This is a genomic window from Pantoea folii, from assembly GCF_056678875.1.
In genome coordinates, this window is the sequence record NZ_JBWXON010000015.1 from 39,097 (window position 1) to 50,483 (window position 11,387).

The 11,387-nt window shown below is 52.6% G+C and carries 13 protein-coding genes; 5 read left to right on the forward strand and 8 right to left on the reverse strand.

The genetic code is table 11. From position 1 onward, the window contains the following. Positions 1-7 precede the first annotated feature (7 nt). The 3 genes from AC1MDE_RS17290 to AC1MDE_RS17300 form a co-directional block, all read right to left on the reverse strand. Complete coding sequence (locus AC1MDE_RS17290; RefSeq protein WP_479400358.1) at positions 8-646, reverse strand: gluconate 2-dehydrogenase subunit 3 family protein; 639 nt, start codon at positions 644-646, stop codon at positions 8-10. Between the two features lie 363 nt (positions 647-1,009). Continuing rightward, on the reverse strand, positions 1,010-1,834 hold the full coding sequence (locus AC1MDE_RS17295) for a sugar phosphate isomerase/epimerase family protein (protein WP_058962001.1): 825 nt from the start codon (positions 1,832-1,834) through the stop codon (positions 1,010-1,012). A 17-nt stretch (positions 1,835-1,851) separates the two neighbouring features. Then, a complete protein-coding gene (locus tag AC1MDE_RS17300) occupies positions 1,852-2,865 on the reverse strand; it encodes a LacI family DNA-binding transcriptional regulator (RefSeq protein WP_058962002.1) in 1,014 nt (337 codons plus the stop codon). 454 nt (positions 2,866-3,319) lie between these two features. On the opposite strand from AC1MDE_RS17300, the gene AC1MDE_RS17305 reads away from it, so the two are divergent. The 3 genes from AC1MDE_RS17305 to AC1MDE_RS17315 all read left to right on the forward strand — a co-directional run bounded on the left by AC1MDE_RS17305 (position 3,320) and on the right by AC1MDE_RS17315 (position 5,886). Further along, complete coding sequence (locus tag AC1MDE_RS17305; protein ID WP_480344892.1) at positions 3,320-4,498, forward strand: Gfo/Idh/MocA family protein; 1,179 nt, start codon at positions 3,320-3,322, stop codon at positions 4,496-4,498. Positions 4,499-4,506: 8 nt separating this feature from the next. Continuing rightward, a complete protein-coding gene (locus AC1MDE_RS17310; protein ID WP_479400353.1) occupies positions 4,507-5,448 on the forward strand; it encodes a sugar phosphate isomerase/epimerase family protein in 942 nt (313 codons plus the stop codon). An 87-nt stretch (positions 5,449-5,535) separates the two neighbouring features. Further along, positions 5,536-5,886, forward strand: coding sequence for an ArsR/SmtB family transcription factor (locus AC1MDE_RS17315; RefSeq protein ID WP_479400352.1), 351 nt, complete (start codon positions 5,536-5,538; stop codon positions 5,884-5,886). Here AC1MDE_RS17315 and AC1MDE_RS17320 read toward each other — a convergent pair. Continuing rightward, positions 5,883-6,728 (reverse strand): MBL fold metallo-hydrolase, encoded by an 846-nt coding sequence (locus AC1MDE_RS17320; RefSeq protein ID WP_479415057.1) that lies wholly within the window; start codon positions 6,726-6,728, stop codon positions 5,883-5,885. The two genes, AC1MDE_RS17315 and AC1MDE_RS17320, sit on opposite strands and share 4 nt — an antisense overlap. A gap of 129 nt (positions 6,729-6,857) precedes the next feature. Between AC1MDE_RS17320 and AC1MDE_RS17325 the strand changes: the two genes are divergently transcribed. Beyond that, complete coding sequence (locus tag AC1MDE_RS17325) at positions 6,858-7,739, forward strand: LysR family transcriptional regulator (RefSeq protein ID WP_479400350.1); 882 nt, start codon at positions 6,858-6,860, stop codon at positions 7,737-7,739. On the opposite strand, the gene AC1MDE_RS17330 is transcribed toward AC1MDE_RS17325, so the two are convergent. Beyond that, positions 7,732-8,184 carry a GNAT family N-acetyltransferase gene (locus AC1MDE_RS17330; protein WP_479400349.1) on the reverse strand — a complete coding sequence of 151 codons (453 nt, stop codon included), beginning with the start codon at positions 8,182-8,184 and terminating at the stop codon, positions 7,732-7,734. The two genes, AC1MDE_RS17325 and AC1MDE_RS17330, sit on opposite strands and share 8 nt — an antisense overlap. Positions 8,185-8,401: 217 nt before the next feature. Here AC1MDE_RS17330 and sfnG point away from each other — a divergent pair, with 217 nt between their 5' ends. Next, positions 8,402-9,490: a dimethylsulfone monooxygenase SfnG gene (sfnG, locus tag AC1MDE_RS17335; RefSeq protein ID WP_480344893.1), complete on the forward strand. Its 1,089-nt coding sequence runs from the start codon at positions 8,402-8,404 to the stop codon at positions 9,488-9,490. A gap of 2 nt (positions 9,491-9,492) precedes the next feature. Here the strand turns inward: sfnG and AC1MDE_RS17340 are convergent, their stop codons facing one another. The 3 genes from AC1MDE_RS17340 to AC1MDE_RS17350 all read right to left on the reverse strand — a co-directional run bounded on the left by AC1MDE_RS17340 (position 9,493) and on the right by AC1MDE_RS17350 (position 11,363). Next, entirely contained in the window at positions 9,493-10,683 is a 1,191-nt protein-coding gene (locus tag AC1MDE_RS17340) for a CynX/NimT family MFS transporter (protein ID WP_479400347.1), read from the reverse strand. A 129-nt stretch (positions 10,684-10,812) separates the two neighbouring features. Continuing rightward, positions 10,813-11,121, reverse strand: a complete 309-nt coding sequence (locus AC1MDE_RS17345) for a CcdB family protein (RefSeq protein WP_268152618.1) — start codon at positions 11,119-11,121, stop codon at positions 10,813-10,815. Between the two features lie 2 nt (positions 11,122-11,123). Beyond that, positions 11,124-11,363, reverse strand: a complete 240-nt coding sequence (locus tag AC1MDE_RS17350) for a type II toxin-antitoxin system CcdA family antitoxin (RefSeq protein WP_058962011.1) — start codon at positions 11,361-11,363, stop codon at positions 11,124-11,126. Positions 11,364-11,387 lie beyond the last annotated feature (24 nt).

An 11,387-nucleotide genomic window follows, 5' to 3' on the forward strand; every position in this document is an offset into this window, starting at 1 on the left:
CGGGGTATTAATCGTTTGGGATCAGACTGACAGGAATAAGCGCCAGGTTTTCATTGCGGCGTTCGATATAAAGGCGGTAGTCATAGCGGGCACCAGGAAAACCAATCATCTTCCAGCCCACCATGTTTTTATTACCGCCGTAAATCGGATCGGCTAAATAACCTTCCCGGGCGTTCTGTAGCATTAATTCAAAGAAGGCCTGGCTATTCACCTGTGCCCCCAAATCGATTTTCCCGTCTTCCATTTTTGTGAGGAAATCATCAACCTGCTCAGCATTTAACGCATGGAAGGAGGATTGATATTTTTTTTGTGCCCAGTTTTCCAGCGCTTTTAAACCTGTTAAATAACGTTCCTTTGGTGCGGAGAGAAATTGAGGGCTGCCCATAATTTTTTCTTCGTTTTCAGGATGCAGTGGAGCTTGCAAATAAAGCGCGGCTCCTGAACCGTAATCTCCCGCTAACTGATTATCGAGGAACTCAATGCAGCCCGCTTCAGTAGCTGAAGGCCCTAGCTTATCGGCCGGGATTAAACGATCAAAAATGGCTTGTAGATTCTGGCGATCCAGTGGGTTGGTGAGCACCTGGTAACCGTCTTGCCACGCTGGCTGTGGCAAATGGTCGGCACTGAGCTGGGTTTCCAGCGGCACATTGTGCAGCTCTTTGGCGCGGAGTTGCGGTGCCACGGCAAGTGAGGCGACAATACCGCTCAGCGAAAAGAGCGCTTCTCTTCGGTTCATACTTCTTTCCCTTAATCATTCCATCGTCTGATGGACACGGCAGATTAATATTGACAGAGCACGACGTTCCGGACATTCAGACATAGACCGGCCACACGTTAATTAGCGCGCAGCCGTCCACGACGAATCCATGTTCGTTATTATGATTTCTCAGAAAGTATTGAAAGACGTTATGCGCGTGTTGTTAATCAACACGCGATTCCGTAGGCTGGATTTTTACCGCCATTGCCAAATGTCTTCACGGAAAACCCGTTATTCGGGCCTCCTTTATTTTTAATAAATATATTTTTTCATGTCGTCGATGCTGTGACGGGCAATATCCCAGAGATCATCTTCCCAGTTGCGCGGGCTCAATAATTCCGGTGACCATACGCCGTTGTATCCCGTGGCTTTCACTGCCGCCACCCAGGCTGGAATATCAACATCTCCCTCACCGGGCGCGTAATTGCGCTGGACCCATTCGTCCCAGGCTTCGCCCGGATAGGCGGCGCGACCATCACAGAAATGCACACCGTAGATCAAATCCTTGTCCATGCGCGCCACTTCATCCGGTGTGGTGCCACCGCCGGCGTGCAGGTGCCAGAAATCGACCACCACGCCAAGGTTATCTTTGCCACTCTGTTTAATCAGATCCAGCGCGTGTTGCAGTGAATTGAAGGCAGTGAAGGCCACCACTTCTATCTGGAATTTAATGCCATGTGGCTTGCCGATATCGGCGATGGCGCAGAGGTTTTCCAGCAAGATGGCGTCACGTGCGGCGTCTGGCAGATGATCTAATTCGGTTAACGCCATAATTTGCACCACCGGGCAGCGCAGTTCCACGGCCGCCTGCACCACTTTCTCCGCTTCACGCAGCAGGGCGGCACGTTCTTCTGGCTGGAAACGACCCATCCGCTTCAAAGCATTAATGCAGGTGATCTCAATCTGATACTTCGCCAGCAGATCACGATATTTTGCGTAACTACCGCCGTTATCCAGATAGCGATACAGATGTTCAGGCAGAATCTCCAGTCCGCTGTAGCCTGTTTCGTGGGCGATGCGTAACTGAGTGACGGCATTGCTGTACCAGACAGAAACACCATGCAGTGACAACTTCATCTCTCCTCCTTGTTACCTCAGGGTTTCAGGTGAGAGCGTCGTAAGCGCAATTCTCCCTGAGACCAAACACCACCTGGAGTGGCCTTTCCGTCAATCAAGCGGTTGAGGGCTTCATTGACAATTAAATCCAATCGCTGGCTAAACGTGGTCAGTTGCCAGCTGGACAAACTGGCTTCATCGATATCATCAAAACCCACCACCGCCATAAAACGGTTGCCTGCATGCTCTTTAAGCGCCGTCAATGCGCCGAGTGCCAAAATGTCGTTCTCACAAAACAGGGCGTCAACCCGCTGCTGAGGGGCGTGCGCGTTGAGATAATCACTCAGCACTTCATAACTCCGCTCACGAGAGTACTCGCCTGCAGTGAGCAGTAATTCCAGCGTCAATCCAGCCTCCTGAAGTGCCAGCTGCAGGCCTTCCAGGCGTTGGGTATGATGGCTGCTGGTTTCCGGTCCCATCATATATCCGATACGGGTGTAGCCCTGTGCCAGCAACAGTTCGCCCAGCTGTTTACCCGCGCGTAAACCGTCAACGTTCACCACATCGATATCGGGCTCGTCATTGTTTCGACACACCTGCACCAGCGGAATCTGATGCATCTCGCGCGCCACGCTAATCAGTTCGTCGGTTAACACGGTGCCGAGAAACAGCAGCCCATCCACTTGCAACTGATCGGCGAGCGTCAGCACGGCGCTGTAATTTTTTCCGCTACCAATATTCAGCAACAACGCCATATAGCCGCGCTGTTGCAACTGACGCGTGACCATGTCGAGCATCAGCATCGAGTGAGGATTCTTCATCTCATCGATCACCACGCCGATAATGTGCGTTTTCTTCTGCGACAGGCTGCGCGCCAGCAGGTTAGGGCGATAGCCCAGCTCCACCGCGATTTTCAATATCTGTTCACGCGCCTTGTCAGAGATGGATGCACCGGGCGTGAAAGCGCGGGATACGGTCCATTTTGAGACGCCGGCAAGTCGTGCGACATCACTTGCTGTGGCTTTGTGGGGCTTCTTTGTTGGTTTATTCATAGCACCTGCGTAGGGATAAAAAGGCGGAGTCCCCTGCATTGAACGTGAAAGCCAACTGAAAATAAACACCTAAGCGCAGGCAAATGGGGCAAATGACATCGAATAACCCTGTTTTTATGATGTTACGATTATGTTTGATCTTTGCACCCGATTGCAATGAGTTTTGCATTCGGGTGCAAATTTAACGGTTTTTGTGATCTTCTTCGCTGAATTGCATGTTGCCAGATTGACTAAAAAGTCGGCATCGCTGACATTCAGCGCTTGTAAGCACAAGAATAATCCTTTTTATGCCCGATTCTGATGCGATTTGCACTCGGTAGCATCTCGTGAAGTACGGCAGTACGTGCAGTGCAATGGATTCCAGTGCGTGAATAAATAACAAGAATCAGCAGTAACAGATAAGAACATCTACCCTCAATCTAATTTGCACCCGGGTGCAAAAACAGGAGTGACTATGTTAAATGGTGAAAAACGCATTCCACGCCCGCTCCGCTGGGCAATGATCGGTGGCGGCCGCCTGAGTCAGGTGGGTTATAAACATCGGTCCGGTGCCTTGCGTGACAATACCGCCTACCAGATGGTAGCCAGCGCCTTTGATATTGATGCTACACGTGGGCGCGAATTTGGCGTCAATCTTGGACTTACGCCGGAACGTTGTTATGACAACTACCAGCAATTGCTTGAGGAAGAGGCAAAGCGTGACGATGGGGTGGAAGTGGTATCAATCGCCACCCCCAATGGCACCCATTATGAGATCACGAAAGCGGCGCTGAATGCCGGTATTCATGTGATTTGTGAAAAACCGCTGTTCTTCACCAGCGCGGAAGCGCAGGAGATTAAAGCGCTGGCAGAGGCGAAAAAGCTCATCGTCGGCGTGACATACGGCTTCTCCGGCCATCCATTGTTGATGCAGATGCGAGCCATGATCGCCAACGGCGAGATCGGCGAAGTGCGTATGGTGGAGCTGCAATATACCCACGGCTTCAGCGCCAATGACAGTGCCGATAAATTTAGCGAAGCACAGAAATGGCGTGTCGATCCAAAAATCGCCGGTCCCTCGTTTGTACTGGGCGATATCTCCACTCACACCTTCTACATCTCGCAGCTGGTGCTGCCGCAGCTGAAAGTCAAATCGCTGCTGTGCGATCGCCAAAGCTTTATTCCCTCACGCGCACCGCTGGAAGATAACGCGATGGTGCTGATGCATTACGACAACGGGGCGGTAGGGCGCATGTGGGCTTCATCGATCAACGCCGGTTCAATGGACAGCCAAAGTATCCGCATTATCGGTTCACGCGCCAGTCTGGAGTGGAGTGATTACAACCCGGGCGAATTGAAATACGAAGTGCAGGGCCAGCCAAATCAACTGATGCATCACGGTATGCCGTATTTGCATGAAAGTGCGCTGGCGGATGAGCGTCTGGGTGCATTGCATACTGAAGGCCTGGCCGAGTCCTGGGCCAACATCTACCTCAAATTCGCCATCGCTATCAGTGCCACCCAGCGTGGCGATCAGCACACGCTTGATAACCTGATCTATCCCGACATTAATGCCGGGCTGGAAGGCGTGCGCTGGATTGAAAACTGTGTTCGTTCCGCCGACAACGGCGCGACCTGGGTCAACTACCAATAAGGACTGCCATGAAACTCTCTTTTTGTACCGACAGCCTGGGGCATCTGCCGTTTGAGCAAATGCTGGACAAACTGCTGGAACTGGGTGTTTACGGCGTTGAAATGACGACGGGTGGCTGGTCCTCTGCGCCACATTTGCCGACAGAAGCGTTACTGGGCAGTGCCACACAGCGCCAGAACCTGTTGAAAGCACTGGAAAGCCGCGGGATGTCAATTGCCGCTCTGAATGTATCGGGTAATCCGCTGGATCCCGGTGAACTTGGTCAAAAGCATCAACGCGATACCGAAAATGCCCTGGCGTTAGCGGGTGAGTTGGGGGTGAAGAAAATAGTCATGATGAGTGGGTTACCGCCTGCCAGCCCGCATGACACCATTCCCAACTGGATCACCTATACCGTGAGCTGGCCGCCAACATTGAAAAACTGCCTCGACTATCAATGGAATGAAGTGGCGATCCCTTACTGGCAAGGGCTGGTGGTGCGTGCGAAGCTAACTGGGGTAGAGAAGTTTGCGCTGGAGAACTTCAGCTCCATGCTGGTGTGGAATCCAGAGACCCTGTTCCGGCTGCGCAATGCGGTGGGCGACATGGTAGGGCTGAACCTTGATCCCAGCCATTTACTGTGGATGGGCGCCGATCCGATTGCCGCAGCTCGGGCGCTGGGGCCGGCGATTCATCACTGCCATGGTAAAGATGTGCGGATGGAACGGGGTCTGGTCAATATCAACGGTCTGCTGGAAACCAAACCGGTGGAGGATGTAGCAAACCGCGCCTGGAACTACGTTGCTGTGGGCTGCGGCCAGGATTTGCAGTGGTGGAAGGAGTTCTTCTCGGTGGTCCGTATGATGGGCTACAACGACTGGGTCTCACTGGAAATGGAAGATCTCACCATGTCGGTAGAAGCGGGCGTCACCTCATCGATTGCCGCGTTGAAACAGACCATCAGTCAGTAGGCGTTGAGCGCGGCGTGCTGCCGCGCTGTACATCCCGCATCCGCTGCCCGATACTTCGTGTTTATACGAACTATCATGAGGCAGCCTATGCTGGAAAATCACCCGCAGCGCGATGAAATCCGTCTGGAAAATGTATTGGCCGCGCTCGGCAATCCCCTCCGTATGAGTGTGGTCGCTATCCTGGCGGAGGGGGGTGAGCACACGTGTGGATCGCTTCTGAAGGGCGTGTCCAAATCCACTCTAACGCATCACTGGCGCGTGCTGCGCGACAGTGGCGTCATCTGGCAGAAACCTTCAGGCCGTGAAAACCTCTTGTCACTGCGTCGTGACGACCTGGACGCACGCTTCCCCGGGCTGCTGGACGCATTTCTTACGGCGATCACGCAGGATGGTCTGACGCGTGGCACCGTCAACGACTTTCACAGCTCAGCGTCTTAATCCGTTTTTGGCCGCAACAGATAGCCGGAGCGCACATCACCCTCAATATAGCCAAATGCGGATGCGCCAAAGTGCATGCCTGCTACCCGCGTTTTGTCCCTTGATACCTGTTCGATAATCGCTTTGCGCGTGGTTTCAGCCAGTGCCGGATCGTTATCAAAGGAAATGGAAACGTCTGGTCGAGCTAACTGGATATGCGGGTAATGCACAATATCGCCCCAGATCAGTAGACGTTCATTGTCGGAATCAATCAGATATCCGGTATGCCCCGGCGTATGGCCTGGCAGACTGATAGCCTGGATATCCGCAGTGATATTATTCTGCTCAATCAGGTGCAGGCTGGGCCGATAGGCCTCGAGCGTACGACGCACCAGCAAGGCATTTCTCTGAGTGCGTTCGTTGGCTGTTTCAAGCTTGTCATCATCCCGCCAAAATGCCGCTTCAGCCGTAGAGAGATAAAGTTGCGCATTAACAAAGGCGGGTTGACCGTTGGCTGTTAGTAATCCGCCAATATGATCGGGATGGCAATGCGTGAGCAACAGAGTATCAATGGCGTCGGGGTTAACACCCAGCGCTAACAGATTAGGCTGCAATTCCCCGCCAATATGATTGACGGCGCCCATGCCGCTATCAATCAAGATCGTGCGTCCTTCACCGCGAATCAGATAACAGTAAATATGAATATCACCCGGCACATCGATACCCGATTGCGCTTGAATTGACTCTGCGCTGGGGATATCAATGCCGGAGAGCAGCGTAAGGCTGGCTTTCATAGTGCCATCACTGATAGCCGTGACCAGATAGTTACCCACGCGTTGTGAGGAGAAATGTTTGACCATCATTACCGCCTTTGTTCTTCACCGAAAGAGAAAACGCTGTTTAATCATTAAGCTGCAACAGCAATGAAATATTGCAGGGAACCGGCGGGTGTGACTATCATCCTTTTCGACTGAGTTGAGACCGAAAAAGCTGTGGACATTAAATTATTGCGATCTTTTGCGACTGTGGCGCTGCTGGAACATGTCGGTCAGGCGGCGGAAAAGCTGCATATCTCGGCATCCCCGCTGAGCAGGCAAATTCAACAACTTGAGAGTGAACTCGGCGTCACGCTGTTTCATCGTGAGAAAAAGCGTCTGCGATTGACGGAAGCAGGGCGAAAATTTCTGGATGAGGTCACGCCTTTTCTGCAACATCATGCGCGTCTCACCGATTATGGCCGCAGCCTGACGCAGACGGCCAGGGGGCGTCTGGATATTGGTTATGTTGAGGCGGCGATACATTCGCGCATACTGCCAGATGCCATTGCCCGGATTGATCAGCAAAGCGGCACCGCTATCCATCTGCACGCGATGCGATCCCAGCAACAACGCGAATTACTTGAGGAAAGGGCGCTGGATGTAGCGCTACTGCATACCCCTCCCGAAAAGGGCGACTGGTTTTTGCAGAAAAAAGTGCTGACGGAACCGATTCTGTTAGCCATGCCAAAAGCACAAACCATCGCTACACCCACACCGGCAGATTTACAAAAACAGCGCTGGATCGCCGATCATGCGCACCTCAATCCAGCTGCGCGCGCCCGCTTACTGGCTGCATGTGAGCAAGCGGGTTTCCAGCCGGATATTACCTTTGAGGTGAACGGGCCGCTGGCTGCCCTGGCCTGCGTGGAAGCGGGCCTGGGGTTTACCTTCATTCAACAAAGCCTGGCGAGTCGGGTCGCAGATACCGTTTCACTGGTGATGTTGCCGTGGTTACCGCTGGAAATAACCTTATATGCTGTGTGGCGGAAGGACGATAACAGGCCGCAGATTCGGGAGTTTATTGACGCGCTACCGAGGAGGGATGCGCTCACTTAGTCGCGGCAATGAGCTGTAGCCGATGCGTGCTGATATCCTGATCCGCTAAGCACTGAAAACCCAACCGTTCATAGAAGGAATACGCTGCGTGCGGTGCACGGGTATTAATCAGAGCAAAATGGATGACCGCATCCTGAATGATCTGCTGCAGTAACAACGTTCCCAGCCCCATGCCGCGATAACATTGACCTAAATAGAGATGACGAACCCTGCCAGCCCGACAATTTGTCATGAATGGGTCCTGATTCAGCCCGCCAACACCAATCAGTTGATGGCATGAAAACAGCCCCAATAGCTTTTCGCCAGGGAGATCGAAACAATTGGTGCCGTTGCGCCAATTATCATCGAGCCTGCGAAGCATATTGAAACCCAGGTCGATGCTCTCCGCTTTGAGTGACGAAAATCCGGGGACATACGGGGTGATGGTTTCAACGCGCAGATTCAATTTCTTCTCCTCTCACTGTTGCAATGGCGACGGGCGTTTTACAACGGCTGTTGTATTTGCAACTTCTCACCCGTTAAGTAACGCTCCCATCTCAATAAAATCAAATGCTTAAATTCATGAAAATCTGGCACAGCTGCTGCATTGCCCTTTATATATCGAAAAGATTGAACTTTATAGAAATTCATATTTTTAAGCTATATATCGACAGGAGAAGCCGATGTCAGAACAGAAACCCCTGCAATTTGCCTACTGGGTGCCCAATGTGTCCGGCGGATTGGTGATCAGTCAGATTGAACAGCGCACCCGTTGGGACGCGGAGTATAATCGCGAACTGGCAAAAATCGCTGAAAAGGCAGGATTCGACTATGCCCTGACGCAGATTCGATTTACTGCCGGATACGGTGCAGATAACCAGCATGAATCGGTGACCTTCTCACAGGACTTGCTGAGCCATACCTCAACGCTCAAAGTGATTGCCGCGCTGCTGCCCGGCCCATGGAATCCCGTGCTGGCCGCCAAGCAGATCGCTACCATCAGCCATCTTTACGGTCCACGCATTGCCGTTAACATTGTCAGCGGCTGGTTCCGGGGCGAATTTAAAGCGATTGGCGAACCCTGGCTCGATCATGAAGAGCGTTACCTACGGTCTGAAGAATTTATCCGCTGCCTTAAAGGTATCTGGCGTGAAGACAGCTTCACCTTTGCCGGAGACTTCTATCGCTTCCGCGATTACGCATTAAAACCCAAACCTCTTTTACCTTTACCTGAAATCTTCCAGGGCGGCAGTTCCCGTGCAGCGCGTGATATGGCGGCACGCGTGTCGGATTGGTACTTCACCAACGGCAATACGCCGGAGGGCGTTCAGCAGCAAATTGAAGACATTCAGGCGAAAGCCATCACGCACGGACATCAGGTTAAAATTGGTTTAAACGGCTTCGTGATCGCCCGCGATACAGAGCAGGAAGCCCGGGACGTATTGCATAAAATCATCGCAAAAGCCAATCCGGATGCTGTTAAAGGCTTCCAGCATGAGGTGAAAAACGCGGGAAGTGCCTCACCCGAAGGTGAGGGCAACTGGGCAAAATCGTCGTTTGAAGATCTGGTGCAGTATAACGACGGCTTTAAGACCAATTTAATCGGCACCCCGCAACAGATCGCCGAGCGCATTATGGCGTTGAAGCGAGCAGGCGTCGATTTGTTGCTGCTGGCGTTTCTGCACTTCCATGAGGACGTTGAGTTCTTCGGCCGCGAAGTGATTCCGCGGGTGCGTGAACTCGAACGTCAGGAAAGTCGGGTCTCCGCCTGATATCAAATATGGCGGGCGCGGCCCGCCAGTAGCGCCATCGTCATCTGAACCACGGTGACTGCCAGTAACATGATCAGCGGCACCAGCCAGTTACCGCTGGCATCGTGCAGCATACCGAAACACAGCGGGCCAAGTGCCGCCAGTCCGTAACCGACGCACTGCGCCATGCCGGAGAGTTTTGATGCCTGGCGATGATCCTGGGTGCGCAGATTAAACAGTGAAAGGCTGATCACCAGCGATGCGCCCGCGCCCAATCCAGCCAGAATCAGCCACAAAAGTGACCATGAAGGCAGCAGCAGTAAGCCGCCCACCGCAACAAAAATCAGGAATGAAGCGACAAAGCCAATAGCGCGCTGATCTCTCAGGCGTTTGAGGGCGCTCATGCAGGCGAGATTGGAGACGATGGCCACAATTTGATAGACGAATAGCATGCCACCCGCTTCGATCTGACTGATACCGTTATCCTGCGCAAACGGGGTGAACCAGCCAATCAGGGTATAGAACAGCAGTGACTGGCTGGCCATAAACAGCGAAACTTGCCAGCCCAATGCTGAGCGCCAGGGCGATCGCGTCACGCTGTGAGTTGCTGCGGCGTGCACCTGCGGCCCCGACTTTTTCAGATAAGGTAGCCAGGCGAGCAGCGCGATAAACGCGGGCACCAGCCACACCGCGAGCGAAAGACGCCAACCTGCGGAGCTGATTTCAGCCAGCGGCACCGCAATCCCCGATGCAATACTGGCTGAAATCCCCATCACCATGGCATACAACCCGATATAGCGTGCCGTGTGCTCAGTAAAGTCACGTTTGATCAGCGGTGGCAACAGGACATTGGCGGCGGCAATCCCGGAACTCAGAATAAGGGTTCCTGCCCACATGGCATTTTCACTGCCGGTAATGCGCAGCAACGACCCCAGCGTGATCAGCAGCAGCGAGCCCCACAAACTGCGTTCCAGGCCAAAGCGATTACCAAACCAGGCGGCAGGCGGTGCCAGCGTGGCAAACATCAGCAGCGGTAAAAAGTTGATCACGCCTGCGGCACTGGCGCTCAGTCCAAAACTGGCGCGGATATTCTCCAGTATGGGGCCGGTGGCGGTGATCGGCGTGCGCAGGTTGGCAGCAGTAAGCAGCAACAGAAACAAGAAAAAACCCGCGCGTCGCAGGGCTGGATTTTGGGCAATAGTGGTATGGGACATATTTGCGCACCATAGAGTTGAGGCAGAACGATTCTGCATATGGTGCGTTGATTGACGTTAACGCTTACGCAGCAGTTCATTTCCGCTGAGGAGGGGAATACTAACGAGGGACGTTTGACATGTAAAGTTTCAAAATCCATCAAAGATAAAATCAATAGAATCTTTGATTTGCTGGCGATAAGGGCGCGCATCCATCACTTGTTTTCCTAACAGAGATGCGGGCACACTTGCCATTTCATGGGTCATGACGAGATAGCCCTCTCCCTCAATTTCGATAACGGGGTTAAGCCGTTTTACCTGATCAGCCTTAAGTCGATTCATAGGGTACAAAGGAATGACAATACGCGTTGTGAGCTGATCAATGATATCGCTTTGAACATCGACCAGATAAGGGTAAGCACTGTTTTTACTGGTGTTGTTATATATTATGTACTGCATATTTAGAACGTCCTGTGTTCATCCGACAATAAGCCATGCTCTTCAGTTATGCGGTTCAGTTCCTGTAAACCGGCACTATTTTCTTGTTTCCATTTTTCTGCAGCGGCTACCCGTATTTCTTGTCGCAAAGCCTCAGCAAGAATCGCAGATAAGTTTAAACCGGCCTCTCTGGCTTGTTGCAATAGCATGGGTTCGACGGTGACGCTGACGGTTTTCTTCTGGTTTACACTGGTATTAGGCATAAATCCCCCGTGTGGACTACACGT

Coding starts and splice junctions, on each gene's coding strand:
- AC1MDE_RS17350 (WP_058962011.1), bottom strand. CDS start 11,363: ATGCCTAATACCAGTGTAAACCAGAAGAAAACCGTCAGCGTCACCGTC.
- AC1MDE_RS17320 (WP_479415057.1), bottom strand. CDS start 6,728: ATGATGGTCAAACATTTCTCCTCACAACGCGTGGGTAACTATCTGGTC.
- AC1MDE_RS17345 (WP_268152618.1), bottom strand. CDS start 11,121: ATGCAGTACATAATATATAACAACACCAGTAAAAACAGTGCTTACCCT.
- AC1MDE_RS17310 (WP_479400353.1), top strand. CDS start 4,507: ATGAAACTCTCTTTTTGTACCGACAGCCTGGGGCATCTGCCGTTTGAG.
- AC1MDE_RS17305 (WP_480344892.1), top strand. CDS start 3,320: ATGTTAAATGGTGAAAAACGCATTCCACGCCCGCTCCGCTGGGCAATG.
- AC1MDE_RS17295 (WP_058962001.1), bottom strand. CDS start 1,834: ATGAAGTTGTCACTGCATGGTGTTTCTGTCTGGTACAGCAATGCCGTC.
- sfnG (WP_480344893.1), top strand. CDS start 8,402: ATGTCAGAACAGAAACCCCTGCAATTTGCCTACTGGGTGCCCAATGTG.
- AC1MDE_RS17300 (WP_058962002.1), bottom strand. CDS start 2,865: ATGAATAAACCAACAAAGAAGCCCCACAAAGCCACAGCAAGTGATGTC.
- AC1MDE_RS17340 (WP_479400347.1), bottom strand. CDS start 10,683: ATGTCCCATACCACTATTGCCCAAAATCCAGCCCTGCGACGCGCGGGT.
- AC1MDE_RS17315 (WP_479400352.1), top strand. CDS start 5,536: ATGCTGGAAAATCACCCGCAGCGCGATGAAATCCGTCTGGAAAATGTA.